The sequence below is a fragment of the Streptomyces gilvus genome, from assembly GCF_022513565.1.
Lineage (GTDB): Bacteria > Actinomycetota > Actinomycetes > Streptomycetales > Streptomycetaceae > Streptomyces > Streptomyces gilvus.
Window position 1 is genome coordinate 850,530 of record NZ_JAKWBE010000001.1, and the last position, 26,157, is coordinate 876,686.

The following is a 26,157-nucleotide window of genomic DNA, read 5'->3' on the forward strand; positions in this document are numbered from 1 at the left end:
TTCCGCTGGCGCCACAAATGCACCTCGATGACCGAAACGCTAGGAACGGGTGTGCGCCTACGCGATCGCAGTCAGGCGAATGGGGCATATGTGTGGGCCACCCGGGGGACACGCACGGCGTGGCGGGTGTCGTCCGGGTGGCCCCTCGGGTGAGGGCCTGTCAGCCCTTGATGTGCGGGAAGAGAGTGAGGAAGGGTTCCGCCGAGGCGGTGATGCCGCGGCTGTAGGGCGCGTCGAAGTCCCAGATCAGGAACAACAGGAAGGCGATCAGGGCGGAGAACAGCCCGGCCAGGACCAGTTCGCGCCCGGTGCGCCGGATCTGCAGCGCGAAGATCATCCCGATGGTGACGACGGCACCGGACAGCAGCCCGAACCAGACCACGCCCGGCATGGTGGCCCCAAGTGAGTCCGCGCGGGCGGTACGCGCCTGATCGGCAGCGGTCACCTGGTCCAGCAGCGGCTGGTAGGCCTGCCCCTCGAAGTCGTTCTTCGGCTGGTAGTCGGTGACGTCCTCGCGGATGCGCTGGAAGAGCTCGTCACCGCGCGCGGTGACCTTCCCGTGGTCCGCCATCGCCTTCCAGTCGACCGCGACGACGTGTCCGGCATAGGCGTTGACATCGGCGCGAATGTGGTCACGGACGTCGGGCGGGTAGACCCGTACCCGCTGCGAGATCTCGTGCAGCGCCATCGCCTCCGCCTGCACATGGTCCTGGGCGGCGCTGCGGCCCTCCCAGACCCCGGCGATGGCCAGGCCCAGGACGATGGCGTACACCACGCCGATCCACATCGTCATGTACTCGATGACGTCCGGGGTCTCGCTGGGGTCCTCGTCGTCGGGTGCCGCCTTGTGCCGTACGAGGGTGATGACGACCACCACGACGCAGGCGGCCAGCATCGCGAGGGTGAGAACAAGCCAATCCGGCAAGGGGTGCCTCCAGATTCAGCGCGGGCGCAGCGCGGCGACGGCGATCGCGGCCGGTGCGGTGATGAGCAGGACGAAGGTGAGCGGCGACGGGCCGTCGTGCGCGGGCCGGTGCGGAGCCGGCGGGCGGTAGTGCGGATAGCTCACCGGGGTCACGGACGGGCGCGGCGTCGGCTTCGGGGGCGGAGTCGGTGCCGGCGGGGGAGGCGGGGGTGGGGTCGGGCGCGGAGCCACGTGCCGGGGCGGCGGCGGAACGGGCTTCGGGGTGGGCTTGGGGGTCGGGGGCGGTGTCGGTCTGGGCGTGGGCCGGGGTTTCGGGGGTGGGGTGGGAGTGGGCGTCGGGCTCGGGCACGACGGCGTCGGGGTCGGTGGCGGAGGGGGTTTCGGACAGGCCGGAGGTGTCGGCCAGGACGGGCTTCCGGCGACCGCCACCGCCTGGATGCCGTCCGGGCCGGTCGAGGCGTACGCGCAGGCGTCGGCGGCGGCCGGTGCGGCCGGTGCCCCCACCAGCAGCCAGGTCAGCGCGACCAGCGCCAAGGCCCGTGCGGCGAAGGCGGTTTGGGTCGGTTCGGGTCCATGCACGACCGAGATCATGAGCCCTGTCGGGCGCCCCCACGCCGGAGGAGGCTGGGATTGGCCCGATCGAAGGATTACGGGCGTACTCGGGTTTGACCGGCGCCACTTCGTGGGTCCGTCGATGCGGACGCGCGTGCGAGTCGGGGTGGCGGTGGCACGGGTTCCGAAAAGAAATTTGTGAGGCGATTGAACACAACCGCTGGTCCCATGCGTACCCATGCTCGTGCGGCGGCGCAGCAGGGCGCTGCAACACCCTTGCGATTATGGGGAGTTGTTGACGATGAAGACCTCCTGGCGGAGCGCCTCCATGGTGGTGGGCGCCGCGGCCATCCTGGCTCTGACGACCGCGTGCGGCCAGGAAAGCGGTACCTCTTCGGTGGGCAGCCAGAACGTCGGCGCCACCGCGCCGGCCGGCGGTTACGGCAGCGTCGGCACCAGCACCGGTGCCGGTGCCGGGACCGGGGCCAGTGCGAGCCCGAGCAACGGCTACGGCGCCGACGGCCAGCAGGGCGCGGCCGGCCAGAACGCGCCCGCCGGCCAGCTCGCCGTGACCCAGAACGCCGAGCTGGGCAAGGTGCTGACCGACAGCGCCGGTCTGACGCTCTACCGCTTCGACGAGGACACGGCCGAGCCGCCCAAGTCCAACTGCGAGGGCGACTGCGCCAAGGCCTGGCCGCCCGTCTCCGCGGACGACGCCTCGGCCGGCGCCGGCATCGACAAGTCCCTGCTCGGCGAGGTCACCCGGCCCGACGGCACCAAGCAGCTGACCATCAGCGGCTGGCCGGCGTACCGCTACGCGAAGGACACCAAGGCCGGTGACATCGCGGGCCAGGGCGTGGGCGGCAAGTGGTTCGCGCTGGCCCCCACCGGCAAGAAGGCCACTCTGGCGAGCCTGCCCGGGCTGTCCGTGCGCAAGGACCCCAAGCTCGGGGACATCGTCGTCGACAAGAACGGCATGACGGTCTACCGGTTCATCAAGGACCAGGCCTGGCCGAAGGTCATCTCCAACTGCACCGGTTCCTGCCTGGAGAAGTGGCCGGCCGTCGCGCCGGTCGACCCCGGCGACACCAAGGGCATCGAGAAGAAGGGCCTGATGGGCTTCACCCGGCCCGACGGCGTCAAGCAGATGACGGTCGACTGCTGGCCGGCGTACACCTTCTCCGGCGACACCAAGCCGGGGGACACCAACGGTCAGGGCGTCGGCGGCACCTGGTACGTCATGGCCCCCTCCGGAAAGCCGATCGGCGCGCCGAAGAAGTAGGCGTCACCTCCCCAGGGTTGATCGCACCGAGGCGCGTTCGATCGCAGGTCCGCCCCCTCCGCACCGCACGGAGGGGGCGGACCGCTTTTGGCGTGCGGCCCACGAGCGGCTTGTTGACGTGCCGCCCGAGGCGCGGCCGTTTTGTCGCGTTTGGCCGGGCGAATGCGGCACGTGCCGCAGGCGGCGACCGGGAACGGATGGTCAATTTCCGTTTCGGCTCGCCCCGTTGGCAGGCGATCAGTAGCCTCAGCTCGAACACCGGATCGCCTACGCCTTGGAGAGATAGATGGAGCGTCCCGCCTGGGCCCCCCGGAGCATCGACATCTCGGTGCCGAGCGTCTCGCGGATCTACGACTTCTACCTGGGCGGTTCGCACAACTTCGAGGTCGACCGGGAAGCGGCCCGCAAGGCCATGGAGTTCATGCCGGGACTGCCCAAGATCATGCAGGCGAACCGGGCGTTCATGCGGCGCGCGGTGCGCTTCGCCGTCGACGAGGGCATCGACCAGTTCCTCGACATCGGTTCGGGCATCCCGACCTTCGGCAACGTCCACGAGGTGGCCCAGGCGGCCCGCCCCGGCGCGAAGGTCGTGTACGTCGACCACGACCCGGTCGCCGTCGCCCACAGCCAGGCGGTCCTCGTGGGCAACGAGGACGCCGGCGTGATCGCCGCCGACCTCCGCAAGCCCCAGGAGATCCTCGCCGACGCCGAAGTGGGGCGGCTGATCGACCTGAACCGGCCGGTGGCGCTGCTTCTCGTTGCCATACTGCACTTCGTGGAAGACGCGGACGACCCCTACACGGCGGTGGCCCAGCTGCGCGAGGCGCTCGCGCCCGGCAGCCTGCTGGTGCTCACCCACGCCTCGTACGAGGGAATCCCGTTGCCGCCGGAGCGGGCGGAGGGCGCGGTGGACGTGTACAAGGACATTCGCAACCCGCTGATCATGCGCTCGCGCGACGAGATCGCGCGGTTCTTCGAGGGGTACGACATGGTGGAACCGGGATTGGTGCCGCCGCCGCTGTGGCGGCCGCAGGAGGCACCGGAGGACGAGGATCCGTATGCCTTCTCCGGGTTCGCCGGCGTTGGGCGCACGGCGTGATCGCGGAGCCGGACGGGCCGGAGGACAGACTGCGCCGGTTCGCGACGATCTGGAGCCGGGCGGTGTTCCCGGTGACCTCCACGTCGCTGACCCGGCCGGAGTTCGAGGAGCGGCTCCTGCCGCTGGCCCGGCGGTTGAGCCAGGCGCTGCACGCCCGCCCGCTGGACGCGGACGAGGGCAGGGCGGTCGGCGCGGGCCTGGTCACCGCGCACTGCACCGACCCCGAGGCGCTCAGCCGCACCCTCGACTGCGTCGACGCCTACCTCGTGCTGTACTGCGGGGCCGGCGGCGACCAGGAGGAACTGCGGGCGCGCTGCTCGCGGTTGCAGCACGCCATGGCCGCCGGGTTCGCACAGGCGCTGCGCGAGCGGACGCTGGCCGAGCAGGAGGCCATCTCCGCCGCCGCGCTGCAGGCACAGGGCGTGGTGGCGCAGGCGCTGCACGCCACCGAGGCCCGCTTCCGCGCGGTGTTCGAAGGCGCGGCCATAGGGATCGGCATGGCCGACCTGGAGGGCAACATCCTCCAGGTCAACGGCGCCCTGCTGCGGATGTTCGGCCACTCCGAGCAGAACCTGCGCGCCCGGAACGTCAAGGAGTGGACGCACCCCGAGGACGCCCCGCAGACCTGGACCCTCTACGAGGAACTCGTCCGCGGCGAGCGCGAGCACTACCACCTCGAGAAGGCGTTCTACCGCCCTGACGGAACGGTCCTGTGGACCAACCTCACGGTCTCCCTGCTGCGGGACGCGGACGGCAACCCGCAGTACCAGCTCGCGCTGATGGAGGACACCACCGAGCGCCGGCTGCTCAACCTCCGGCTGCGCTACGAGGCCACGCACGACGCGCTCACCGGCCTGCCCAACCGCACCTTCTTCTTCGAACGCCTGGAGAAGGCGCTCGGCGCCGGCCAGAGCCAGCGCTTCGGCCTGTGCTACCTCGACCTCGACGGCTTCAAGACCGTCAACGACAGCCTCGGCCACGCGGCCGGCGACCGGCTGCTCGTCGAGGTCGCCGACCGGCTGCAGTCCTGCGCCACCGCGCCCGGCGAGATGGTCGCCCGGCTCGGCGGCGACGAGTTCGTGGCGCTGACCACCGGCCCCGACACCGAGCGCGAGGTCGACGAACTCGCCGCCCGCATCATGAACGCCCTGCTCGCGCCGATCAGCATCGACGGCCGTGAGCTGACGGTCCGCGGCAGCATCGGCATCGTCGAGGGACCGGCCGGCACCCGCAGCCCGGCGGAGGTGCTGCGCAGCGCCGACATCACCATGTACCGGGCCAAGTCGGCGGGCGGCAACCGCTTCGAGCTGGCCGACGAGGAGGCCGACGCCCGCGCCATCACCCGGCACGGCCTGACCACCGCGCTGCCCGCGGCGCTGGAGCGGGGCGAGTTCTTCATCGAGTACCAGCCGCTGGTCCACCTCGGCGACGGCAGCGTGCGCGGCGCGGAGGCGCTGGTGCGCTGGCTGCATCCGCAGCACGGCGTCCTCGGCCCGGACCGCTTCATCCCGCTCGCCGAACACACCGGCCTGATCGTGCCGCTCGGCCGCTGGGTCCTGGAACAGTCCGTCCGCCAGGCCCGCGCCTGGCGAGAACGCTACGACGACGCCGGCCCCTTGCGCATCAACGTCAACCTCTCGCCCTGCCAGCTCACCCACCCCGGCCTGGTCCAGGACACCGTCGACATCCTGGAACGCGCGGGCGTCGAACCCGAGGCGCTGTGCCTGGAGGTCACCGAGTCCGCCCTCATCGGCGCCGACGACGACCTGCTCAAACCCCTGCGGCGGCTGGCCGAGATGGGCGTCGACATCGCCCTCGACGATTTCGGCACCGGTTACTCGAACTTGGCGAACCTGCGCCGGCTGCCGGTCAGCATCCTCAAACTGGACCGCTCCTTCACCCAGAGCATGCAGCAGTTCCCCGCCGACCCCGTCGACCTCAAGATCGTGGAGGGGATCGTTTCCCTCGCCCACAGCCTGGACCTCGCGGTCACGGTCGAGGGCGTGGAAACCGGCGCCCAGGCCGAGCAGTTGCGGATACTGGGCTGCGACACGGCCCAGGGCTGGTACTACGCTCGCCCCGGCCCCCCGGACCGCCTCCACGAACTGGCCCTGATCGACGCGACGGGCTGACCTTGCCGGGTCGGCGGACGATCCGTGGACGGACGCCGGCCGCCGTTCCGCCGACGGGCCCACGCGGCGTGCACGCGCGCCGGAGGCCGGTTCCCCGCGAGGCGTGAGGGCACGGGCGGTGCGAAACGAGACACCGGACCGGCGTGTGAAGGACGCGGCGCCGAACGCGAAGCCGAGCAGACAGACGGCACGCCGACCGGGCTCATGCCCGCTGCCGAAGGCCGGACGCTCCTGCGGCGGGCCGAGCCCGGCAGGCGAAGAGCGCCCTGCTGAACGTCACGGCCGCGCAGGCGAGGAAGCGGGTCGTACGAGCAACGGCCGCGGCAGGAAGGCGGATGTCGGGCCGGCACCCGCGGGCCCCCACCAGCGGCTGCCCGAGACCGCCGCGCCCCGGGGCCGGGCCCGCCGTCCGCTGCGCAGTCGACGGCACCGCCGCACGCGCGCTGTTGACCACCGACGTCTACAAGACGCCCTGATCTCGCGGCGCCCTGCCGCGGTCCGCCATTTCCAACGGGCGGTGCGTCCTGGCCCGCATGCGCCGCTCAGTGGCCGAACGCCACGCCACCCACCTCGCGGCGGCCGACGTCGGTGGCGGACGGCGAGCCGGTCACCGTCGTACTGGCGCCCGCCCGTTCGCCACCGCGCGGCGGATCCGTGGCCGCCCTCTGCGGTCGCCGCATTCAGCCACCCCGGCCCGGCGCTCCCGCCGGCCCGGGGGCCGCCTTCGTCGCCGCCCGGTGCGTGGCGCGGGAGGTCGCGGTCACCGTCGGTGTCCCCCGGACAACCTGGTCGCCCAGCCACTCGAAGGCCACCGTCACCGATAGATGATCACCGCTCCAGCAGCATCCGCTGCAACTCCCGTGCCGCCCGCGGCGGAGCCACGTCGCTGCGGTGAGCCAGCGCGATCGTGCGGTGCAGGCCGGGCCGGGCGAGCGGGGTGACCCGTAGGCCCCGCCCCGACCGTGTCGCGACCATGCGGGGGACGACGGCCACGCCCAGCCCCGCCCGGACGAAGCCCAGGACCGCGTCCATCTCGCCGCCCTCCACCGCGAACACCGGCTCGAACCCCTCGGCACGGCAGGCGGCCACGGTGAGTTCCCGCAGGTCGTAGCCGTGCCGGAACATCACCAGGCGCTCGCCCTCCAGATCCGGGACACGGACGGTACGCCGGCCGGGTCCACCGGGCGCGGGCGCGTCCGGGGAGGAGACCACGACCAGGTCCTCGCGCAGCAGCTCGACCGTGGTCAGGGCGGGGGAGGGGGTCGGCAGCGGCAGCACCACCAGGGCCAGATCCAGCGCGCCCCGGGCCAGCAGCCGTACCAGATCGTGCGAGCCGCCCTCCTCGATCAGCAGCCGGATGCCGGGATAGCGGTCGTGGAAGGCGCGCAGCACATCGGGCAGCAGGCCGGTGCACAGGCTCGGCGTCGCCCCCAACCGCACACGCCCGCCCCGCAGTTGGGCCAGCTCCTGCACCTCGTGCCGGGCGGTGTCCGCGTCGGCCAGGATGCGCCGAGCGAGCGGCAGCAGCGCCTCGCCCGCGTCGGTGAGCGTGATGTTGCCCCGCGCCCGCTGGAACAGATCCGCGCCGAGCTCCCGCTCCAGCGCCCTGATCTGCTGGGACAGGGACGGCTGGGCGACATGCACCGACTCGGCGGCCCGGGTGAAGTGCCGGGTCTCGGCGACGGCCACGAAGTACTGGAGCTGTTGGAACTGCACCCACCCAGCATAGGCCCCGGCTATCGAAACCAGCCGGACCATGTCTTGGACCGATGGGGCCGTTCGGCCCTAGCGTCTGGAGACATGGCTCTGGCAACGCGGACGGACCGACGGCCGTCCATGGCACGCACCGTGTGGGACTCCTCCGTCGGCAAGAAGACCGTGATGGCGGTCAGCGGCCTGATCATGCTGCTGTACCTGGTCGTCCACATGATCGGCAACCTGAAGATCTTCTTCGGCGCGGGCGAGTTCAACCACTACGCCCACTGGCTGCGCACCATCGGCGAACCGTTCATGCACTACGAGTGGACGCTCTGGCTGATCCGCGTCGTCCTCGTGGTCGCCGTCGTCGCGCACGCCGTCTCCGCCTACCAGCTCAGCCGCCGCGACATCAGGGCGCGGCCCAGCAAGTACGTGCACAGGAAGCCGAAGGTCACATACGCGACCCGGACCATGCGCTGGGGCGGGATCATCCTCGGCCTGTTCATCGTCTGGCACATCCTGGACCTGACCACCGGCACCGTGCACTCCGGCGGCTTCCAGCCGGGCCACCCGTACCAGAACGTCGTGGACACCTTCTCCACCTGGTACGGCGACGTCATCTACATCGTCGCGATGCTCGCGCTCGGGCTGCACGTGCGGCACGGCTTCTGGAGCGCCGCCCAGACCCTCGGCGCCGGCAGCCGCACCCGCGACCGCGCCCTGAAGACCGTCGCCAACGTCCTCGCGCTGCTGCTCACGGCCGGATTCATCGCCGTACCCGTGGGCGTCATGACCGGAGTGGTGAGCTGACATGACCTACACCGACTACGTCACCGGCGAGCCCGTCGCCGACACCAAGGCGCCCGCCGGGCCGGTCGCCGAGCGCTGGGACAAGCGCCGTTTCGAGGCCAAGCTGGTCAACCCGGCCAACCGGCGCAAGCACACGGTGATCGTCGTGGGCACCGGGCTCGCGGGCGGCTCCGCCGGCGCGACCCTCGCCGAACAGGGCTACCACGTCGTCCAGTTCTGCTACCAGGACTCCCCGCGCCGCGCACACTCCATCGCCGCGCAAGGAGGCATCAACGCGGCGAAGAACTACCGCAACGACGGCGACTCCGTCCACCGTCTGTTCTACGACACCGTCAAGGGCGGCGACTTCCGGGCCCGCGAGTCCAACGTCCACCGCCTCGCGCAGATCTCCGTCGAGATCATCGACCAGTGCGTCGCGCAGGGCGTGCCCTTCGCCCGCGAGTACGGCGGACTGCTCGACACCCGCTCCTTCGGCGGCGTCCAGGTCTCGCGCACCTTCTACGCCCGCGGCCAGACGGGCCAGCAGCTGCTGCTCGGCGCCTACCAGGCCCTCAGCCGGCAGATCGCGGCGGGCAACGTCGAGATGCACCCGCGCACCGAGATGCTCGACCTGATCGTCGTCGACGGGCGAGCGCGCGGCATCGTCGCCCGGGACCTGATCACGGGGAAGATCTCCACGTACTTCGCGGACGCCGTCGTCCTGGCCAGCGGCGGTTACGGAAACGTCTTCTACCTGTCGACGAACGCCATGAACTCCAACGCGACGGCCATCTGGCGGGCGCACCGCCGCGGCGCCTACTTCGCCAACCCCTGCTTCACCCAGATCCACCCCACCTGCATCCCGCGCACCGGCGACCACCAGTCCAAGCTGACGCTGATGAGCGAGTCGCTGCGCAACGACGGACGGATCTGGGTGCCGAAGGCCAAGGGAGACGACCGGCCGCCGAACCGGATCCCCGAGGACGAGCGCGACTACTACCTGGAGCGCATCTACCCCTCCTTCGGCAACCTGGTCCCGCGTGACATCGCCTCCCGCGCCGCGAAGAACGTGTGCGACGAGGGACGCGGGGTGGGCCCCGGCGGGCAGGGCGTGTACCTGGACTTCGCCGACGCCATCCGGCGGATGGGTCGAAAGGCCGTCGAGGCCAAGTACGGCAACCTCTTCGACATGTACCAGCGGATCACCGACGAGGATCCGTACGAGGTGCCGATGCGCATCTACCCCGCGGTGCACTACACGATGGGCGGGCTGTGGGTCGACTACGACCTGCAGACCACCATCCCCGGCCTGTTCGCGATCGGTGAGGCCAACTTCTCGGACCACGGGGCGAACCGGCTGGGCGCCTCGGCGCTGATGCAGGGCCTGGCCGACGGATACTTCGTCCTCCCGGCCACCATCAACGACTACCTCGCCCGCAACCCGCACCAGGAACCGGTGACCGACCGACACCCGGTCGTGCAGGAGGCGTTGGCGGAGACCGAGGACCGGCTCAACCTGCTGCTGTCGGTCGACGGCGACCGCACCCCCGACTCCTTCCACCGCGAAGTCGGCGAACTGTTGTGGGAGTTCTGCGGCATGGCCCGCACGGACGCCGGTCTGCGCAAGGCCCTGGAGCGCATCCCGCAGATCCGCGAGGAGTTCTGGCGGCGCATCAAGGTGCCCGGCACCGGCGAGGAGTTCAACCAGTCGCTGGAGAAGGCGAACCGCATCGTCGACTACCTGGAGCTCGCCGAGCTGATGTGCCTCGACGCGCTGCACCGCGCCGAGTCCTGCGGCGGCCACTTCCGCGAGGAGTCGCAGACCCCGGACGGCGAAGCGGCCCGCAGGGACGATGAGTTCGCCTACGCGGCCGCCTGGGAGTTCACCGGCACCGGCGAGGCTCCGACCCTGCACAAGGAAGACCTGGTCTTCGAGTACGTCCACCCCACCCAGCGGAGCTACGCATGAAGCTCACCCTGCGCGTCTGGCGGCAGCGCGACGCCGACGCCGAAGGCGCCATGTCCCCGTACGAGGTGGACGGCATCTCCTCCGACATGTCGTTCCTGGAGATGCTCGACGTCCTCAACGAACAGCTCATCCTGGCCGGCGAGGACCCGGTCGCCTTCGACCACGACTGCCGTGAGGGCATCTGCGGCGCGTGCTCGCTCGTCATCAACGGCGACGCGCACGGCCCCGAGCGCACCACGACCTGCCAGCTGCACATGCGGTCCTTCAAGGACGGCGACACGATCGACATCGAGCCGTGGCGGGCCGCCGCCTTCCCGGTGATCAAGGACCTGGTCGTCGACCGCTCGGCCTTCGACCGGATCATCCAGGCCGGCGGCTACATCACCGCGCCGACCGGCGCCGCGCCCGAGGCACACGCCACACCGGTGCCCAAGCCGGACGCCGACTTCGCCTTCGAGCACGCCGAGTGCATCGGCTGCGGGGCCTGCGTGGCCGCCTGCCCCAACGGCGCCGCGATGCTGTTCACCTCCGCCAAGGTCAACCACCTGAACGTGCTGCCGCAGGGGGCGCCCGAGCGGGAGACACGGGTGCTGGACATGGTGGCGCAGATGGACGAGGAGGGCTTCGGCGGCTGCACCCTGGCCGGGGAGTGCGCCACGGCCTGCCCCAAGGGCATCCCGCTGGTGTCCATCACGAGCATGAACAAGGAGTGGCTGCGCGCCACGCGGAAGGTGGCGAAGAGGTAGCGGCCACCTGGGCACGAAGACGTTCGCCTCAGGGTGCGGACGGGCGGGGTCGGGAGGTGCTCCCCGGCCCCGTCTCGCCCGTCCGGGGTGTGTAGGGTTCGCGCATGATCTTCGGACGCAAGGGGAGGAAGCGGTTTCTCGAGGCCGTCGCCGGGTTCGAGACCGCGGTGCGGGAGAAGGACGGGGAGCGTTCGCAGCGCACCATGCAGGCGATGCAGGAGCGCTACGCGGACGCCACCGACGACGAGTTCCACGAGGCCGGGCCGCGCCTGGCGGCACTGCTGCCCCAGGTGCCTCCCGGACCGTCCGGCCTGGTCGCCGTGCTGATCGGTGCCTGTGTCGAGCGCGGTGCGGACGCCACCGGCTGCGCGCCGTACGTTTTCGACGGGCTCGCCGAAGCGCTCGGCGCGGCGGGGGAGTTCTGCGCACGCTGGGAAGCGACCGGCGGCGGCGAGATGCCCGAGCCGGACTCGGTGGACGAGGAGGCCCTCCAACGGGTCGGCCAGGACGCGGCGGTGGGCTGGTGCACGCTGCCGCAGTGGGAGATGGCGTCCGTGGCCATGCTCAACCACCCGGCCGTCCGCACCGGATTGGCCACTGCCCGGCGCACGGATCTCCTGCGGGCGCTGCACCCCGTACAGGAGGCCTCCGGACACGACTTCAAGTGCCTCCACTACGCCCTGCTCGTCCTCGACGACGAGCCCCTGATCGTGCTGCACCGTCCGACCGGCACCGGCTACGCCCTGCGCATGTCCGGCATCGGCGACAACTTCCAGCTGCACACCCTCCTCGCCGACGCCCTCGTCGGCGGCGGCCACGTGCCCGGCCACGCGCCCTCGGCGCAGGAGGTCGCCGTGTGCCGCGACGCGCCGGGCCAGGTGCCGACGACCGGCTCCTTCAACCTCGCCACCCCGGGCGGGGAATGGGTGTGGAACGAGGGAACTCCCGCCGACATCCCCGTCGTCGACGGCGTACGACTCCTCGTCCTCGACCCGCCGCCGTACACCCGCGGCTGGCCCGCCGGCCGGTTCTTCCCCGGCATGGCCGGAGACCTCGTCCTGGAGCGTGTGCTCGACCGGGCGGAGACCGGCAGATGGCTGGAGCACTGCGCACCGGCGAACTGACCGGTACCGTCCGAGCCGTTCAGCAACCGCACATCAACGCTCTCTGCGCCCGTCACGCGAAGGTCAGCCGGCATCGGAAGAACAGGGGCGGCAGATCGCACGCCACGGGTCTGCTCCCCGCTCCGCCGACCCGGCCCGTGACCAGGAGAGAGCCATGACCGGCGCAACGACCCTCGACCGTCCCCCCAAGCCCGCGGCCCCCACCCGCTACACCGTCTCCCTGGCCCGCGACGAGGCCGACGTACGCGCCGCGCAGCGGCTGCGGCACGAGGTGTTCGCCGGTGAGATGGGCGCCCTGCTGTCCTCCCCGCAGCCGGGCCACGACATCGACGCCTTCGACGCCTACTGCGACCACCTGCTGGTCCGCGAGGAGACCACCGGGCTGGTCGTCGGCACCTACCGGCTGCTGCCGCCCGAGCGGGCCGCGGTCGCCGGACGACTCTACTCCGAGAGCGAGTTCGACCTGACCCCGCTCGACGCGATCCGCCCGGGTCTCGTCGAGGTCGGCCGATCCTGCGTCCACCCCGACCACCGCGACGGCGCCGTCATCGGCCTGATCTGGGCCGGCATCGCCCGCTACATGGTCGACCGCGGCCACGAGTGGCTGGCCGGCTGCTGCTCCGTCCCGCTCGCCGACGGCGGCGCGCTCGCCTCCGCGACCTGGGACCGGGTGCGCGCCAAGCACCTGGCGCCCCAGGAGTACCGCGTACGGCCCCTGCTGCCCTGGGTCCCGACCGCCAAAGCCCCCGCCGCACCGGCCGAACTCCCGGCTCTCCTGCGCGGCTACCTCCGCCTCGGCGCCTGGGTGTGCGCCGAGCCCGCCCACGACCCCGACTTCGGGGTCGCCGACCTGTACGTGCTGCTGTCGATGCGCCGGGTCAACCCCCGCTATCTGCGGCACTTCCTGTCCCTCGTGCCGGCCTGATGAGCGTCTGGCAGCCCAGCGCGCCCTGCACCCCTCGGGCCTGCATAGAGGCGACGGCGTCCGCCACGGCCGTACCCCGTGCCGTGCTGCGGCTCGCGGCGGTCACGGTCCTGATGCTCACCGGGATCCTGCTGTCGCCGCTCGGCGGGAGGATCCCCGCCGGGTGGGTCAGGCGGTGGTGCCGGTGGATCGTACGGGCCGCGGGGGTCCGGGTCCGGATCACCGGCGCCACCGTCCCCACCGGTGGTCTGCTGCTGGTCGCCAACCACATCTCCTGGATGGACATCCCGCTGCTCGCCGCCGTCCGCCCCGCCCGGATGCTCGCCAAGTCCGACATCCGTGACTGGCCCGTGGCCGGTCCCGTCGCGGCCCGCGGCGCCCTGTTCATCGACCGCAACCGGCTGCGCGCCCTGCCCGGCACGGTCGCCCGCATCGCGGACGCGCTGCGCGACGGGCAGGCCGTCGGGGTCTTCCCCGAGGGCAGCACCTGGTGCGGCCGCGCCCAGGGCAGCTTCCGCCGGGCCGTCTTCCAGGCCGCCCTCGACGCGGACGTCCCCGTCCAGCCCGTCCACCTGCGCTACCGGATGACCGAGGGCCCGGCCAGCACGGCCCCGGCCTTCATCGGGGACGACTCCCTGCTGGCCTCGGTGTGGCGGGTGGTCCTCACCCGGGGCCTGGTGGCCGAGGTCGATGTCCGGCCCCTCATCCCGCCCGGCACCCACCCCGACCGCCGCTCCCTGGCCCGCGCGGCCCAGCCCGGAGCCACAGCCCAGCCCGACTGGACCCACACGGCGCTGGTGACCTGACCACCCCCGGACCACCCTCGCCGAGTCTTCAGGTGCCGGCAAGCTGGCCAGGTGGCCCAACCTCCTGGCCCGGGAGCGTAGTTGCCTGACCCGGGGTGTCCAGCCACGCGCCGATTCGGGTGACGGCGTCCTCCACGGTGGTGTGCGGGGCGCCGGACGCTTCGAGGGATGTGCGGGCCGCGGCGGCGAGTTGGGGGTCGGTGAGGCCCAGCTCCGTACGGGCTGTCTCGTACTCCTGCAGCAGCCCCGGACCGAACAGCAGAGGGTCGTCGGCGTTGAGCGTGCACCTCACGCCCGCTTCCAGCAGCCGCGGCAGGGGATGCGCGGCAAGGGATGCGACGACCCCGAGAGCGACGTTGGAGGTGGGGCAGACGTCGAGGACGATGCCCTCCGCGGCCAGCCGGTCCAGAAGAGCCGGGTCTTCGACGGCCCGTACACCGTGGGCGATGCGTCGCGCGCCCAGTACGTCGAGCGCGGCGCGCATGCCGGCCGGGCCGGCGAGTTCCCCCGCGTGCGGGGCCGAGATCAGCCCGGCCTCGCGGGCGATGGCGAACGCCTCGGCGAACGGCTCGGGGGCATGGCGGGCCTCGTCTCCGGCCAGGCCGAAGCCGACCACCCCGTCCCCTGATCGTCTCGCCGCGAGACGGGCGGTCTCGACCGCCTGCGACGGGTCCGCGTGGCGCCGGGCGTACACCAGGACGCCGAAGCCCACGCCCAGCCGGTCACCCGCGCGACGGCCCTCGTCGATCACCGCGTCCAGCAGGTCGAGCGCGGCCCCCGGATCGTCCTCGTAGGTCAGGGGGTTCAGGTGCGGCTCGATCCACACCGCTCCGTCCGCGGCGGCGTCCTCGACCACCTCGCGCACCAGCCGCAGCAGGTTCCGGCGCGGTCCCTCCCGCACCAGCCGGGCAGCGGCGTCGTACAGGGCGCCGAAGTCCTCGAACGAGGCGAAGTCACCTGCGTCCGGCGGCCGTTCACCACGCTCACCCGCCAGCTCCGCGAGCGTGGCGGGACGCATCGCACCTTCCAGATGCAGATGGAGATGCGCCTTGGGCAGACGGTCCAGACTTCGCACGGTGGCTCACTCTACGGGCGGTCGGAAATTCAGAGGCCCGGGCGTGGCGCAGCTGTTAGCGTCGAGGACATGAACGTCATCAGGCGAACCAGCCCCGCAGCCGCGCGAGCGACCAGCTCGCCGGCTGCCGACGCCTGACCTCACCACCCACCCCGGCGGCCGGAAACGGACCGCCGGGGCGTTCTCGCAGGTGACTCCCGTGTTCCCGCGCGGTTCTTTCCGGTCCCCATGACCCGTAAGGAAGACCGCCATGAGCATGAACACGAACGTGAACATGAGCACGGACCAGGTCGTACGGACCTTCACCGACTTCTACCAGGAGCGCGGACACCGGCCCGTCAACGGCGGCACGCTGTTGCCGCCGCCCTCGGACCCGGTGCTGTTCACCACGTCCGGCATGCACCCGCTCACGCCCTGTCTGCTCGGCCGCCCGCATCCTCAGGGCCGGCGCCTGGTCAATGTCCAGCGCTGTCTGCGGACGACCGATCTCGACGAGGTCGGCGACCCGACGCACCTGACGGTGTTCGAGATGCTCGGCTCGTGGTCCCTCGGTGACTACGGCCACTCGCAGAGCCTGCGGTGGGGATACGAGCTGCTGCGGGACGGCTTCGGCATCCCGCACGAGCAGTTGTACGTCACCGTCTTCGGCGGCGACGACCAGGTCGGCCCGGACACCCATTCCCTGCGCACCTGGCGGCAGTTGGGCGTCCCCGTCGAGCCGACCGGGGAGGACAACTGGTGGTCCAACGGCCCCGTCGGCCCGTGCGGCCCCGACTCCGAGATCTTCGTGTGGACCGGTGGCCCCGGCACCCCGCCCGAGGGCACCCCGACCACCGACCCGCGCTGGGTGGAGATCTGGAACCACGTCCACATGCGTCACCTCCGCCGCGAGGACGGCACCCTGGAGCCGCTGCGGCAGCCCGCCGTCGACACCGGCATGGGCCTGGAACGCCTGGTGACCGTCCTGCAGGGGCGCAACTCCGTCTACGAGACCGACCTGTTCGAGCCGTGGATGCGGACGGTGCCCTCGCTGTGGCACCTGGACGACGAACCCTCGCTCCGCCTCGTCTGCGACCACCTGCGCTCGGCCGTCGTCGTCCTCGGCGACGGAGTACGGCCCTCCAACACCGGCCGCGGCTACGTCCTGCGGCGGCTGATCCGCCGTCTGCTCACCACCCTGCGGCGCGACGACCCCTCCCGCACCCTCGCCGACCTGCCCCAGGAACCGATCGGCCACACGCTGGACCACTTCCGCCAGCCCGGTGGTGTCGAGGCCGTGCGTGAGCAACTCCTCGACGAGGAGCGGGGGTTCACCCGGCTGCTCGAACGCGGCCGACGCCTGCTCTCCAAGCCGGAGTTCCAACGGCCGCTGACCGACGAGGACTACGGCTACCTCCACGACACCCACGGCCTGCCCCGGGACCTCGTCGCCGGGATGCTCGGCACGGGATGACGCCGGCGGGGCGGCGTCCGGGGCGGCGGGTGCACGGACCGCTCCGGACGCCGGCCGCGTCAGCGCTGGGTGTAGATGAAGCCGATCTTGTCGACCTCGTCGCCCGAGCGTCCGTGGAATCCGGCGATCTGCCAGCCGGACGGCGCGGTGCGGGTCACGCAGTCGGCGGTCGTGGTGCCACCGGCCAGGGTGCGGCCCAGGTTGGTGGTGAACCTGGCGTAGAAGATCCGGGTGTGGTCTTGGTACGAGCCCTGGCACAGGTAGGCGGTCGTGACGTACTCGCCGCTGCCCAGGGTCAGGGAGGACGCGGTCCCGCCGGTGCCGCCGTGTGCGAGCGTCGTGCCGCCTGCGAGGGTGAGGTTCATCTGGTCGACGCGGGAGCCGGAGCGGATGCCGACGGTGGTGGCGCGGGCGCCGGCCGGCACGCTGTCGATGTCGTTGTAGTAGTCGCCGTGCGGGCCGCCGAACTGGTCGCTGAGCTGGAAGGCGGAGGTGCGCGACCAGGTGAAGCCGACCGTGATCGGGTCGTGGTCGGAGAGCATCAGCCCGTCGTCGGTGAGGAACTTGGCGTGCTCGTTGTTGTACGAGGTCGCGTTCAGCGAGACGAGCTTGCTGCCGCGGTACAGGACCTTGTCGACGACCTCGCAGGTGTTGGGCACGGTGGCCCCGGACTGGTCGCAGACGAGCGCGTCGCTGCCCTTGGCGGGCGGGGTGCCGCCGCGGATCAGCTGGACCCAGGCGTCGGTGAGCCCGTTGTCGGAGGCGAACTCGGCGATGGTGTCGGCCGTGCGGGTGTAGCGGGTGTTGGTGTCGCCCATGACCACGACGGCGTTGCCGGCCGAGTGCGTCTTGATGAAGGCGGTGAGCTGGTTGAGGTTGTCGGCGCGGGAGGCCTCGTCGCCGTCGTTGGTGCCCGCGTTGGTGTGCAGGTTGTAGAAGTCGACATAGACGCCCTCGGCCAGGCGCTCGCGCATGAAGGTGAAGCCCTTGGGGGTCAGACAGTCACCCGAGTCGATCTGGCAGGAGTTCCACCTCAGCCGCTCGAAGTCGTCCGTGTCGTAGGGGATCTTCGACAGGGTGTTGAGCCCGCTGCCGATGCCGGCCCCGCCGCTGGTCGGCGTGCGGTAGGCGTGCGCGGTGTCGCCCGCGTAGAGGTACGCGTGGTAGTTGAAGTCCTCCTCGACATGCACGATGTCGTACGGCGCGATCCGCTGGCCGATCGCCGTGGTGCTGGTGTCACGGGGCGTGGACGCGCTGGAGAGGCTCTGCGGCAGGCCGGCGACGTTGTAGCTGAGCACGCTGAAGCTGCCCGAGTCGGCGGCCGCCGCGGAGGGCGCCGCCATGGTGAGCCCGCCGAGAGCGGCGGCTGCCGCCGCCAGGCAGGCGAGGAGTCTGCGCATGGGGGGTGTGTCTCCTGGGGTGGGAGTGAACGTCGGACTGAAAGCGGTTGCGGTGAGCCAGGGATTGAAGTTACCGCTGGTTACCCCAGTCTGTCGCGACCCTGACAGGAGATCGTTCCGTGGGGGTGGAGGACGGGTCAGGGGTGCGGGAACTCGGTGCAAGCCCGATGGCGTGCCCGTCGTCCCCCCCCTCGTCCATCTATGTGAATGTGAAACATCCGCCGGCCCTGCACGCCGACCGGCACCAATCTGCTCGGGTTGGTCAAGCACGCGACGCATGCCGAACTCGGCTATCTGGGCGACACGTTCGGGCGGCCCTCCGGTCTGCCGGAGCCCCTCTTCGGGGAGGGCGCGGACACCAACGCCGACATGTGGGCCAGGGCCGACGAGTCGCGCGAGGACATCGTCGCCCGTTATCGCGGCGCGTGGGCGCACGCGGACGCCACGCTGGAGGAACGGGAGCTGGACGCGGTCGGCACGGTGCCCTGGTGGCCGAGCGGCGCCGACGAGGTGACCCTGCACCACGCGATCGTGCGCGTCATCGCCGACACGCACCGGCACGCCGGCCACGCCGACATCATCCGCGAACTCATCGACGGAGCCGTCGGGATGAACGAGGACAACACCAGCCTGCCGACGGCGGACACGGCTTGGTGGGCGGAGTACCGGCAGCAGTTGGAGAGCGTGGCCCGGAAGGCGTCCGGTCAGGAGTGAGAACGCCTGCCCGCCCCGGGTACGGGATGGGCAGGCTTGGCAGGGATGTTGACGGCCCGTCAGCCGGCCGCGAGCAGCTCCAGCGTGTCGATCACCCGGTTGGAGAAGCCCCACTCGTTGTCGTACCAGGCGACGACCTTGACGTGCCGGCCGTCGACGCGGGTCAGCGCCGAGTCGAAGATCGACGAGGCGGGGTTGCCGGTGATGTCGGACGAGACCAGCGGGTCCTCGGAGTACTCCAGGATCCCGGCGAGCGGCCCCTCGGCCGCCTTGCGGTAGGCCGCCAGCACGTCCTCGCGCGTCACGTCACGGGCGACGGTCGTGTTGAGCTCGACGATCGAACCCACCGGCACCGGCACCCGGATCGAGTCGCCGGACAGCTTGCCGTCCAGACCCGGCAGCACCAGACCGATGGCCTTGGCGGCACCCGTCGTGGTCGGCACGATGTTGACGCCCGCGGCCCGCGCCCGGCGCGGGTCGCGGTGCGGTCCGTCCTGCAGGTTCTGCTCCTGCGTGTAGGCGTGCACGGTCGTCATGAAGCCGTGCTCGATGCCGGCGAGTTCGTCGAGCACCGCGGCCAGCGGAGCGAGCGCGTTCGTGGTGCAGGAGGCGTTGGAGACGATGGTGTGCAGCTCCCGGTCGTAGGCGTCGGTGTTGACGCCGTACGCGAGCGTGACGTCGGCGCCGTCCGAGGGCGCGCTGACCAGCACCTTGCGCGCGCCGGCGTCGAGGTGGGCGCGGGCGGCCTCGGCGGAGGTGAAGCGGCCGGTCGCCTCCAGCACGATGTCGACGCCGAGTTCGGCCCACGGCAGCTGGGCCGGCTCACGCTCGGCCAGCACCCGGATGCGGCGGCCGTCCACGACGAGGGTGTCCCCGTCGACGGTGACCGGGCGGCCGAGGCGGCCGGCCGTGCTGTCGTAGGCGAGCAGTCGGGCGAGAGCGGTGGGCTCGGTGAGGTCGTTGACGGCGACGACCTCGAGGGTGCTGTCGCGTTCGAGCAGGGCGCGCAGCACGTTGCGTCCGATGCGGCCGAATCCGTTGATGGCGATGCGCGTCATGAGAGGTGATCCACCTTTGAAGTCGTCCCTTGGGTTCGCCCCCAGGGTCGCTCGCGGCATCCGCCGGGGACAGCGGCGCGATCGCCATGGTTCAAAAGGATCCCGCCAGGCCGGCCGGGCCGGGTCACTCGCCCCGCGCGAAGGTGTGCCGGTACTCGCTGGGCGTGGTGCCGAGGATGCGCTGGAAGTGCAGCCGCAGATTGGCCCCCGTTCCGAGTCCCACGTCGGCGGCGATCTGCTCGACGCTGCGCTGCGAGCGTTCCAGCAGCTCACGGGCCATGTCGATGCGGGCGCGCATCACCCACTGCATCGGTGTGTAACCGGTGTCCTCGACGAAGCGCCGGGACAGGGTGCGCGCCGACACCCCCGCGTGTCGCGCCAGCAGGTCGAGGCTCAGGTGCTCGTCGAGCCGGCGCAGCGCCCACTCCCGGGTGGCGGCGAAGCGCTCGCCCAGCGGCTCGGGCACACTGCGCGGCACGTACTGCGCCTGGCCGCCGCTGCGGTAGGGAGCCGCGACCAGACGCCGGGCGGCGTGGTTGGCGGCGGCCACGCCGAGATCCCCGCGCAGGACGTGCAGGCACAGGTCGATGCCGGAGGCTGCCCCGGCGGAGGTGAGGACGCTGCCCTCGTCGACGAAGAGCACGTTCTCGTCGACCTTGACGCGCGGATGCTTCGCCGCGAGCGCCCGCGTGTAGTGCCAGTGCGTGGTCGCGCGTCTGCCGTCGAGCAGTCCGGTGGCGGCGAGGGCGAAGGCACCGGTGGAGATGGCCGCGAGCCGCGCCCCCCGCTCATGCGCGGCGACCAGCGCGTCGACGACCGCCGGCGGCGGGTCCTCGCGGTCCGGGAAGCGGTATCCGGGGATGAAGACGATGTCGGCCCACACGAGCGCGTCGAGGCCGTCGGCGACGGAGTACGACAGTCCGTCACCGCCGTTGACGAGCCCCGGCGCCGCCCCGCACACCCGCACCTCGTACGGCATGCTCGCCCGCGTCGTGAACACCTGCGCGGGAATCCCGACGTCGAGCGGCTTGGCACCCTCCAGCACGAGGACGGCGACACGGTGGAGACGGGAGGCGGACACGGGGACAGGGTACGAGGCAGGTCAGGCCGGGCCGCCGTACCGGACACGCGCCGCGTGGGTCGCAGGGTCGGGCCACGCAATTCCAGGCGAGCGGCGCCCGGGACGGTCCGTGTCCGGCCCGAGCGCGGTCATTGACGCCCATGGCGCCTGGCCTGCGGTTCACGGTTCAAATATCTTGGCGTCGGGGGGGACGGCTCTCGCAGAGAGCGTTGTCTCATGGGAGGGGAGTTCCGCACCATGCCGATGTTCGGCAGACGTGAGAGACGCGAAGAGGCCTTCGGCGACACGCGGGGGGCGGCATCACGGGCCTTCGCGATCTCCGACGAGGACCTGCGCACCCTCGAACGCGTCACAAGCCACGCGCGCACGCAACTTCTGCGGCTCAGCGACAGTGACCTGGAAACGATCGACAACGGCAGCGGGTACCGGCTGATGCCGCTCATGTACCAGCGCGCCGGCGCCGCACGCGTCCTCGGCCACTCGGGCGTACCCATGCTGGTCACCGAGGTGAGCAACGTGCACGCCGCGGTGCTCAACCTCGAGTCGTACCAGGGCGATCCCGTGCTGGTGCTCGAGGGCTACGACCTGCTCAACAGGCTCACGCTCCTTGCCGAACTGGCGCATGCGCCCGAGGAGATCGCCGGCGTCGTCACCCTCCCGAACGAAACACCGGGCGCCCCCGCCCACCGCTGACCCGGGTGGCCGGGATCGACAACTGCCCGATGCCTACTGGCGGGCGACGATGCGGGCCAGGCGGCGGTACGAGTCCACCAGGGCCGTCCGGTCGTACGTGCTCGTCGTCACCAGGACCTCCTGCGCCCCCGTCTCCTTCAGGACCGTCTCGAGTTCGTGGGCGACCTGCTCCTCGGTCCCGGCGAGATGGCCGGTGAGCCCGGATTCGTAGAAACCGCGTTCCCTCTCCGTCATCGTCAGCGCCTCGACACGCTCGGCGGGCGGCAGGGGCGGGAACGTGCCGTGCGTGCGCGAGTACGCCATCGACCAGGCCTCCGGAATCAGCAGCCGCCGCGCCTCCTCCGGGGTGTTCGCCACCGCGACCGAGCCCGAGATGACGACGTACGGCTCCCGGGCCCAGGGGGAGGGACGGAACCGCTCACGGTAGTGATCGATGCCGCGCTGCATCTTCTCCCTGTTGCGGAGGTCGCCGATGACCATCGGCAGACCGGCGCGGGCGGCGATCGCGGCGCCCTCGCCCATCGCCAGCACGAAGGGCGGCACGGACAGCCCCTCGGCAGGGCGCGCGTGCACGCCCGTGGGGGACGATCCGGTGAACCAGCCGAGCAGTTCCTCCAGTTGGCCGGCGAAGTCCTCGGCGTTCCCCTTGTCGCGGCCCAGCGCCCTGCGCACCCCGTCGGTGAAGCCGACGGACCGCCCAAGGCCCATGTCGATCCGGCCCGGGAACAGCGACTCCAGCACCCCGAACTGCTCGGCCACGACGAGGGGTTGATGATTGGGCAGCATCACACCACCGGTGCCGACCCTGATCGTCCGTGTCGCCGCCGCGACGGCGGAGGCCAGCACGGTCGGCGCGGAGCCGGCGACCCCGGGCACACCGTGGTGCTCCGACACCCAGAACCGGTGATACCCGAGCCCCTCCAGCTCCCGCGCCAGCCGTACGGTGTCCCGCAGCGCCTCCGCGCCGGTGTGCCCCTCGCGGGTACGGGAACGGTCGAGAACGGAGAAACGGGTCCGGGCGATCAGGGAGCTCATAGAAGCTTCAACGCATGCCCGGCCCCAGGATTCCTGCCCGCGCGACGCTCGTACGATCGCCGCATGACGAGCAGCCCGCAGCACTGGACCGTGCACCACTTCTCCCAGGCCAACCCGCGCGGCCCCGGCTGCGACAGCGCCCCCGCCCTGCTACGACGCCTCGCCGACACCATCGAGGCGCTGGGCCCGGTGGAGGTCCAGCACATCGTCATCGAGTCGGAGATGACCGAACACGGACAGTGGCGCTCGGGAACCGTTTACTACCACCTGCCCGAAAACGATTAGCCCGGGAGCGGCCGGCGTGTTCCGATGCTCCCTGTGAAACAGCGGGTGCGCATCCACGGGGTTCGGCTGGGGAGCGACGAGTTCCGGGTGATCCGGGCCGACTCGGCCCCGGCTCGACTGGCGTTGCGCGACGACCGTCATTGGCTGTCGATGTACGCGGATCGGCAGGGCGCGGCCCACCTCGTCGCCCTGTGGGCGTTGGCCGCCCGGTCCGCCCATTCGCTGGTCTACCTGCCGATCCGGGCCAACCCCGCCCCCGACGGCGTCACGAGCGAGGGGGAGCCGGTCTCTCTGGACCTGGTTCTGGTCCACCACAGCCTGCAGTTCCCGACCGGCTCGTGGAAGCAGATCCGGACACGGCTCGGCGTCGGCAGACCGCACACCACAGCCACCCCGGCCGAGGACTTCCCCGACGAGAGCGCCATCGACTACGAGCGGCGACACCACGAGGGTTACCGCGACCACCTCGCGTTCCACGTGGCCGCGCACACGCTCTTCGTCGTGGGCAGTTCCACCGCGTTCCGCGAGCACGGCACGTTGCTTCGCGGTCTCCTCGACGAAGCCCCGTCCTATCTCCACCGCTACCCCGACGCAGGGCATTTCTGCGTGGAGATCAGCCCCGGCACCTGGCCCGTACGGACCCGCCGCCATGTGCCCGGAAGCCTGCACATCCAGTACTCCGGCACCTGGCAGATCTGACGGACCCCCCGAAAGCGCGTCCTGCTCTCCCGCGGCGGCCGGTCTGGCCTCGGTCGACGACCGGGTGGCGCGGGCACCACGCAGACGGCCACCCGGGCCGGGGCGCCCCGGTGCTCGTCCCCCAGACCGTGGACCAGCCGCGCTGGGCCGCCCGCGCCGCCGAACTGGGCATCGGCGCCGCCCACGACGGCCCGACCCCGACCGTCGACTCCCTCGCCGCCGCCCTCAAGACGGCCCTGTCCCCGAAGACCAGGGACCGCGCGAAGTCGGTGGCCGCCCTGGTCCGCACGGACGGAGCCAAGGTGGCCGCCCACCTGCTGCTCGACGGGTTCCCGGACGCCTGAGCGTGAGATCGGAAGGCGTCTGCCTAAGGTGGGGGCGTGACCGACAGCAGTGATCGTCCTCTCGCCGTCTTCGATCTGGACAACACCCTCGCCGACACCGCCCACCGTCAGCGCTTCCTGGAGCGCAGGCCGCGTGACTGGGACGCCTTCTTCGCCGCCGCGCCGCAGGACCCGCCGATCGCGGAGGGCATCGCGCTGGTGCTGGAGAGCGCGAAGGAGTGCGAGGTCGTCTATCTGACGGGGCGGCCCGAGCGCTGCCGCCGGGACACGCTCGCGTGGCTGACGGCGCAAGGGCTGCCGGACGGGCGGGTGTTCATGCGGCGCAACGACGACCGCAGGCCCGCCCGGCGTACCAAACTGGAGATCCTCCGCCGTCTCGCCCGCACCCGGGAGATCCGGGTGTTCGTGGACGACGACGAGCTGGTGTGCCAGGACGCGGAACGGGCCGGGTTCCCGGTCGTACGGGCGCGCTGGACCGCCCCCTCCGCCGCGCTGAGGACGGCGCAGGAGGGGGCGGGCCGTACCTGAGGTCCGGGGAAGGCCTGGTGGAGCGGCCCGTCAGTCGGACTCGTCGAGCCGGAATCCCACCTTCAGGCCCACCTGCCAGTGTGCGATCTCTCCCTCCTCGATCTGGCCGCGTACCTGCACCACCTCGAACCAGTCCAGATTGCGCAGCGTCTGCGAGGCCCGGCTGATGCCGTTGCGGATGGCCTGGTCGACGCCGTCCGGCGAGGTGCCGACGATCTCGGTGACCCGGTAGGTGTGGTTCGACATGCGGGTGCTCCTCTCCGTACGCCCGTGATGACCGGAGCGTCACGTGTGTCGCGCGTCACTCCACCGTGCCCCAAGCTGCGGCGGAGCGCGAGACGTCCGGCTACTCGCCACGGTGCCCCTTGACGCCTCGTATTGGTCCATACCAAACTCCCGGGCACGCCCGTACGAGCGCCCGCTCGTCCCCCCACGCCGGGACCTTCGCCCTGTCCGCCAGACAGAACAGGACCCCTCGTGAGACGTCGAAGCCTGCTCTCCCTCGCCTCCCTCGGACTGCTCGGCGGCTGTGGACTCGTGCCGGGCGGAGGAGGCAGACGCACCGTCACCGTGTGGCTGATGAAGGACAGCGCCTCACCGGACTTCCTGCACCGCTTCACCGAGGCGTTCGAGCGCGACCACGGCCATCTCCGCCTGGACATCCGCATCCAGCAGTGGAGCGGCATCGGCCAGAAGGTCCAGCGCGCGCTCGAGGACGACTCGGGCGCCGGGCCCGACGTCATCGAGGTCGGCAACACCCAGGTCCCGCAGTACGTCGAGGACGACCGGCTGCTGGACCTGACGCTGGAGTCGGCCCTGCACTGGGGCAGCCGCGACTGGCTGCCCGGCCTCGCGGAGCCGGGGCAGCTCATGTCCCACCAGTACGGCATCCCCTGGTACGCGGCCAACCGTGTCGTCATCTACCGCAAGGACCTGTTCGCGAAGGCCGGCGTCACCTCCCCGCCCCGCACGCACGACGAGTGGCTCACCGTCACGAAGCGCCTCAACGCCGGCGGCAACCAGGGCATCTACCTCGCGGGGCAGGACTGGTACACCCTCGCCGGCTTCATCTGGGAGGAGGGGGGCGGCCTGGCGGACGACGGGGACAGCGACGGCGCCGGCTGGCGCGGCTCGTTGGACACCCCCGCCGCCCTGCGCGGCATGGACTTCTACCGGCGCCTGCAGGCACTCGGCGACGGTCCGACCGGCGCCGACGAGGAACACCCGCCCCAGGCCGGCGTGTTCGCCAAGGGGCGGGTGGCGCAGATCGTCGCGCTGCCCGGTCTGGCCCGCACCGTCGCACAGCAGAACCCCGGCCTGCGGGGCAAGTTGGGCTTCTTCCCGGTGCCGGGCAAGGTCGCCGGGCGGCCCGGTGCCGTCTTCGTCGGCGGCTCCGACCTCGTCGTACCGAACACCACCCGCGACCAGGACGGCGCCGTGGCCGTCGTCGCCGCGCTCACCGGCGCCCGATGGGACACCGAGCTGGCACGCGCCATGAACTACGTCCCCAACAAGAGGTCCCTCGCCCGGCACGTCGCCGGTGAGGAAGGGGTCGCGGCCATGGCGGCCGGCGCCGCACGCGGCCGTGCGACCCCGGCCACCCCGCAGTGGGGTGCGGTCGAGGAGGACAACCCGATCAAGCGGTACATGACGCGGGTGCTGACCGGCGCGGACCCGGCGACCGAGGCCCGCAAGGCCTCCCGGCGCATCACGGCGGTCCTGAACCGCCTGGACTGACAGGACCG

General features: G+C 71.6%; 26 protein-coding genes and 2 pseudogenes. 17 read left to right on the forward strand and 11 right to left on the reverse strand.

Annotated features, from left to right (window positions below; genetic code table 11):
• Positions 1-160: 160 nt before the first annotated feature.
• Positions 161-925 (reverse strand): bestrophin-like domain, encoded by a 765-nt coding sequence (locus MKW14_RS03870; protein WP_240858799.1) that lies wholly within the window; start codon positions 923-925, stop codon positions 161-163.
• Between the two features lie 15 nt (positions 926-940).
• A complete protein-coding gene (locus MKW14_RS40815; protein WP_276618151.1) occupies positions 941-1,069 on the reverse strand; it encodes a hypothetical protein in 129 nt (42 codons plus the stop codon).
• 709 nt (positions 1,070-1,778) lie between these two features.
• Here MKW14_RS40815 and MKW14_RS03875 point away from each other — a divergent pair.
• The 3 genes from MKW14_RS03875 (at position 1,779) to MKW14_RS03885 (ending at position 5,990) form a co-directional block, all read left to right on the forward strand.
• On the forward strand, positions 1,779-2,759 hold the full coding sequence (locus tag MKW14_RS03875; protein ID WP_240858801.1) for an SCO0930 family lipoprotein: 981 nt from the start codon (positions 1,779-1,781) through the stop codon (positions 2,757-2,759).
• A 286-nt stretch (positions 2,760-3,045) separates the two neighbouring features.
• On the forward strand, positions 3,046-3,858 hold the full coding sequence (locus MKW14_RS03880; protein ID WP_240858802.1) for an SAM-dependent methyltransferase: 813 nt from the start codon (positions 3,046-3,048) through the stop codon (positions 3,856-3,858).
• The gene (locus MKW14_RS03885) at positions 3,855-5,990 is read left to right on the forward strand and encodes a putative bifunctional diguanylate cyclase/phosphodiesterase (RefSeq protein WP_240858804.1); all 2,136 of its coding nucleotides are present in this window, start codon (positions 3,855-3,857) and stop codon (positions 5,988-5,990) included. The genes MKW14_RS03880 and MKW14_RS03885 overlap by 4 nt, the downstream gene beginning before the upstream one ends.
• A gap of 542 nt (positions 5,991-6,532) precedes the next feature.
• On the opposite strand, the gene MKW14_RS03890 is transcribed toward MKW14_RS03885, so the two are convergent.
• From MKW14_RS03890 to MKW14_RS03900, 3 genes are read right to left on the reverse strand one after another with little or no spacing between them, the layout of a single operon-like run.
• Positions 6,533-6,670, reverse strand: a complete 138-nt coding sequence (locus MKW14_RS03890) for a hypothetical protein (RefSeq protein ID WP_240858805.1) — start codon at positions 6,668-6,670, stop codon at positions 6,533-6,535.
• Positions 6,671-6,808: a hypothetical protein gene (locus tag MKW14_RS03895; RefSeq protein WP_240858807.1), complete on the reverse strand. Its 138-nt coding sequence runs from the start codon at positions 6,806-6,808 to the stop codon at positions 6,671-6,673.
• A gap of 10 nt (positions 6,809-6,818) precedes the next feature.
• Positions 6,819-7,706 (reverse strand): LysR family transcriptional regulator, encoded by an 888-nt coding sequence (locus MKW14_RS03900; RefSeq protein ID WP_240858809.1) that lies wholly within the window; start codon positions 7,704-7,706, stop codon positions 6,819-6,821.
• Between the two features lie 120 nt (positions 7,707-7,826).
• Here MKW14_RS03900 and MKW14_RS03905 point away from each other — a divergent pair, with 120 nt between their 5' ends.
• From MKW14_RS03905 to MKW14_RS03930, 6 genes are all read left to right on the forward strand, one after another.
• Positions 7,827-8,498 carry a succinate dehydrogenase gene (locus tag MKW14_RS03905; protein ID WP_240858941.1) on the forward strand — a complete coding sequence of 224 codons (672 nt, stop codon included), beginning with the start codon at positions 7,827-7,829 and terminating at the stop codon, positions 8,496-8,498.
• A 1-nt stretch (position 8,499) separates the two neighbouring features.
• The gene (locus tag MKW14_RS03910) at positions 8,500-10,446 is read left to right on the forward strand and encodes a fumarate reductase/succinate dehydrogenase flavoprotein subunit (RefSeq protein ID WP_240858810.1); all 1,947 of its coding nucleotides are present in this window, start codon (positions 8,500-8,502) and stop codon (positions 10,444-10,446) included.
• Positions 10,443-11,192: a succinate dehydrogenase/fumarate reductase iron-sulfur subunit gene (locus MKW14_RS03915; RefSeq protein ID WP_240858811.1), complete on the forward strand. Its 750-nt coding sequence runs from the start codon at positions 10,443-10,445 to the stop codon at positions 11,190-11,192. The genes MKW14_RS03910 and MKW14_RS03915 overlap by 4 nt, the downstream gene beginning before the upstream one ends.
• A gap of 104 nt (positions 11,193-11,296) precedes the next feature.
• Complete coding sequence (locus MKW14_RS03920; protein ID WP_240858812.1) at positions 11,297-12,316, forward strand: hypothetical protein; 1,020 nt, start codon at positions 11,297-11,299, stop codon at positions 12,314-12,316.
• Between the two features lie 154 nt (positions 12,317-12,470).
• Positions 12,471-13,241, forward strand: a complete 771-nt coding sequence (locus MKW14_RS03925) for a GNAT family N-acetyltransferase (protein ID WP_240858813.1) — start codon at positions 12,471-12,473, stop codon at positions 13,239-13,241.
• Positions 13,241-14,047, forward strand: a complete 807-nt coding sequence (locus tag MKW14_RS03930; protein ID WP_240858814.1) for a lysophospholipid acyltransferase family protein — start codon at positions 13,241-13,243, stop codon at positions 14,045-14,047. The genes MKW14_RS03925 and MKW14_RS03930 overlap by 1 nt, the downstream gene beginning before the upstream one ends.
• Positions 14,048-14,075: 28 nt before the next feature.
• Here MKW14_RS03930 and add read toward each other — a convergent pair whose 3' ends face one another.
• Positions 14,076-15,122, reverse strand: a complete 1,047-nt coding sequence (gene add, locus MKW14_RS03935) for an adenosine deaminase (protein ID WP_240858816.1) — start codon at positions 15,120-15,122, stop codon at positions 14,076-14,078.
• 274 nt (positions 15,123-15,396) lie between these two features.
• Here add and MKW14_RS03940 point away from each other — a divergent pair, with 274 nt between their 5' ends.
• Positions 15,397-16,575, forward strand: coding sequence for an alanine--tRNA ligase-related protein (locus MKW14_RS03940; RefSeq protein WP_240858942.1), 1,179 nt, complete (start codon positions 15,397-15,399; stop codon positions 16,573-16,575).
• Positions 16,576-16,634: 59 nt separating this feature from the next.
• Here the strand turns inward: MKW14_RS03940 and MKW14_RS03945 are convergent, their stop codons facing one another.
• Entirely contained in the window at positions 16,635-17,975 is a 1,341-nt protein-coding gene (locus MKW14_RS03945) for a jacalin-like lectin (RefSeq protein WP_240858817.1), read from the reverse strand.
• A gap of 213 nt (positions 17,976-18,188) precedes the next feature.
• Between MKW14_RS03945 and MKW14_RS03950 the strand changes: the two are divergent.
• Positions 18,189-18,689, forward strand: a pseudogene (locus MKW14_RS03950) (DinB family protein); the annotation flags it as partial.
• Positions 18,690-18,748: 59 nt separating this feature from the next.
• On the opposite strand, the gene gap reads toward MKW14_RS03950, so the two are convergent.
• The gene (gene gap, locus MKW14_RS03955; protein ID WP_240858819.1) at positions 18,749-19,747 is read right to left on the reverse strand and encodes a type I glyceraldehyde-3-phosphate dehydrogenase; all 999 of its coding nucleotides are present in this window, start codon (positions 19,745-19,747) and stop codon (positions 18,749-18,751) included.
• Between the two features lie 124 nt (positions 19,748-19,871).
• Positions 19,872-20,828: a GlxA family transcriptional regulator gene (locus MKW14_RS03960; protein ID WP_240858820.1), complete on the reverse strand. Its 957-nt coding sequence runs from the start codon at positions 20,826-20,828 to the stop codon at positions 19,872-19,874.
• 216 nt (positions 20,829-21,044) lie between these two features.
• Here MKW14_RS03960 and MKW14_RS03965 point away from each other — a divergent pair, with 216 nt between their 5' ends.
• Complete coding sequence (locus MKW14_RS03965; RefSeq protein ID WP_240858821.1) at positions 21,045-21,521, forward strand: hypothetical protein; 477 nt, start codon at positions 21,045-21,047, stop codon at positions 21,519-21,521.
• Positions 21,522-21,554: 33 nt separating this feature from the next.
• Here the strand turns inward: MKW14_RS03965 and MKW14_RS03970 are convergent, their stop codons facing one another.
• Positions 21,555-22,556, reverse strand: a complete 1,002-nt coding sequence (locus tag MKW14_RS03970; protein ID WP_240858822.1) for an LLM class flavin-dependent oxidoreductase — start codon at positions 22,554-22,556, stop codon at positions 21,555-21,557.
• A gap of 63 nt (positions 22,557-22,619) precedes the next feature.
• On the opposite strand from MKW14_RS03970, the gene MKW14_RS03975 reads away from it, so the two are divergent.
• The 4 genes and pseudogenes from MKW14_RS03975 to MKW14_RS03990 all read left to right on the forward strand — a co-directional run bounded on the left by MKW14_RS03975 (position 22,620) and on the right by MKW14_RS03990 (position 24,412).
• Entirely contained in the window at positions 22,620-22,841 is a 222-nt protein-coding gene (locus MKW14_RS03975) for a hypothetical protein (protein WP_240858823.1), read from the forward strand.
• Positions 22,842-22,865: 24 nt separating this feature from the next.
• Positions 22,866-23,540: a hypothetical protein gene (locus tag MKW14_RS03980; RefSeq protein WP_240858824.1), complete on the forward strand. Its 675-nt coding sequence runs from the start codon at positions 22,866-22,868 to the stop codon at positions 23,538-23,540.
• 63 nt (positions 23,541-23,603) lie between these two features.
• Positions 23,604-23,884, forward strand: a pseudogene (locus tag MKW14_RS03985) (glycosyltransferase); the annotation flags it as partial.
• 36 nt (positions 23,885-23,920) lie between these two features.
• Entirely contained in the window at positions 23,921-24,412 is a 492-nt protein-coding gene (locus MKW14_RS03990) for a phosphatase domain-containing protein (RefSeq protein WP_240858825.1), read from the forward strand.
• A 30-nt stretch (positions 24,413-24,442) separates the two neighbouring features.
• On the opposite strand, the gene MKW14_RS03995 is transcribed toward MKW14_RS03990, so the two are convergent.
• Positions 24,443-24,658: a dodecin gene (locus MKW14_RS03995; RefSeq protein WP_240858827.1), complete on the reverse strand. Its 216-nt coding sequence runs from the start codon at positions 24,656-24,658 to the stop codon at positions 24,443-24,445.
• A gap of 231 nt (positions 24,659-24,889) precedes the next feature.
• On the opposite strand from MKW14_RS03995, the gene MKW14_RS04000 reads away from it, so the two are divergent.
• Complete coding sequence (locus tag MKW14_RS04000) at positions 24,890-26,149, forward strand: extracellular solute-binding protein (protein WP_240858828.1); 1,260 nt, start codon at positions 24,890-24,892, stop codon at positions 26,147-26,149.
• Positions 26,150-26,157: the final 8 nt, after the last annotated feature.

Coding starts and splice junctions, on each gene's coding strand:
- MKW14_RS03875 (WP_240858801.1), top strand. CDS start 1,779: ATGAAGACCTCCTGGCGGAGCGCCTCCATGGTGGTGGGCGCCGCGGCC.
- MKW14_RS03880 (WP_240858802.1), top strand. CDS start 3,046: ATGGAGCGTCCCGCCTGGGCCCCCCGGAGCATCGACATCTCGGTGCCG.
- MKW14_RS03890 (WP_240858805.1), bottom strand. CDS start 6,670: ATGCGGCGACCGCAGAGGGCGGCCACGGATCCGCCGCGCGGTGGCGAA.
- MKW14_RS03905 (WP_240858941.1), top strand. CDS start 7,827: ATGGCACGCACCGTGTGGGACTCCTCCGTCGGCAAGAAGACCGTGATG.
- MKW14_RS03910 (WP_240858810.1), top strand. CDS start 8,500: ATGACCTACACCGACTACGTCACCGGCGAGCCCGTCGCCGACACCAAG.
- MKW14_RS03915 (WP_240858811.1), top strand. CDS start 10,443: ATGAAGCTCACCCTGCGCGTCTGGCGGCAGCGCGACGCCGACGCCGAA.
- MKW14_RS03920 (WP_240858812.1), top strand. CDS start 11,297: ATGATCTTCGGACGCAAGGGGAGGAAGCGGTTTCTCGAGGCCGTCGCC.
- MKW14_RS03925 (WP_240858813.1), top strand. CDS start 12,471: ATGACCGGCGCAACGACCCTCGACCGTCCCCCCAAGCCCGCGGCCCCC.
- MKW14_RS03930 (WP_240858814.1), top strand. CDS start 13,241: ATGAGCGTCTGGCAGCCCAGCGCGCCCTGCACCCCTCGGGCCTGCATA.
- MKW14_RS03940 (WP_240858942.1), top strand. CDS start 15,397: ATGAGCACGGACCAGGTCGTACGGACCTTCACCGACTTCTACCAGGAG.
- MKW14_RS03945 (WP_240858817.1), bottom strand. CDS start 17,975: ATGCGCAGACTCCTCGCCTGCCTGGCGGCGGCAGCCGCCGCTCTCGGC.
- gap (WP_240858819.1), bottom strand. CDS start 19,747: ATGACGCGCATCGCCATCAACGGATTCGGCCGCATCGGACGCAACGTG.
- MKW14_RS03965 (WP_240858821.1), top strand. CDS start 21,045: ATGGGAGGGGAGTTCCGCACCATGCCGATGTTCGGCAGACGTGAGAGA.
- MKW14_RS03970 (WP_240858822.1), bottom strand. CDS start 22,556: ATGAGCTCCCTGATCGCCCGGACCCGTTTCTCCGTTCTCGACCGTTCC.
- MKW14_RS03975 (WP_240858823.1), top strand. CDS start 22,620: ATGACGAGCAGCCCGCAGCACTGGACCGTGCACCACTTCTCCCAGGCC.
- MKW14_RS03980 (WP_240858824.1), top strand. CDS start 22,866: ATGCTCCCTGTGAAACAGCGGGTGCGCATCCACGGGGTTCGGCTGGGG.
- MKW14_RS03995 (WP_240858827.1), bottom strand. CDS start 24,658: ATGTCGAACCACACCTACCGGGTCACCGAGATCGTCGGCACCTCGCCG.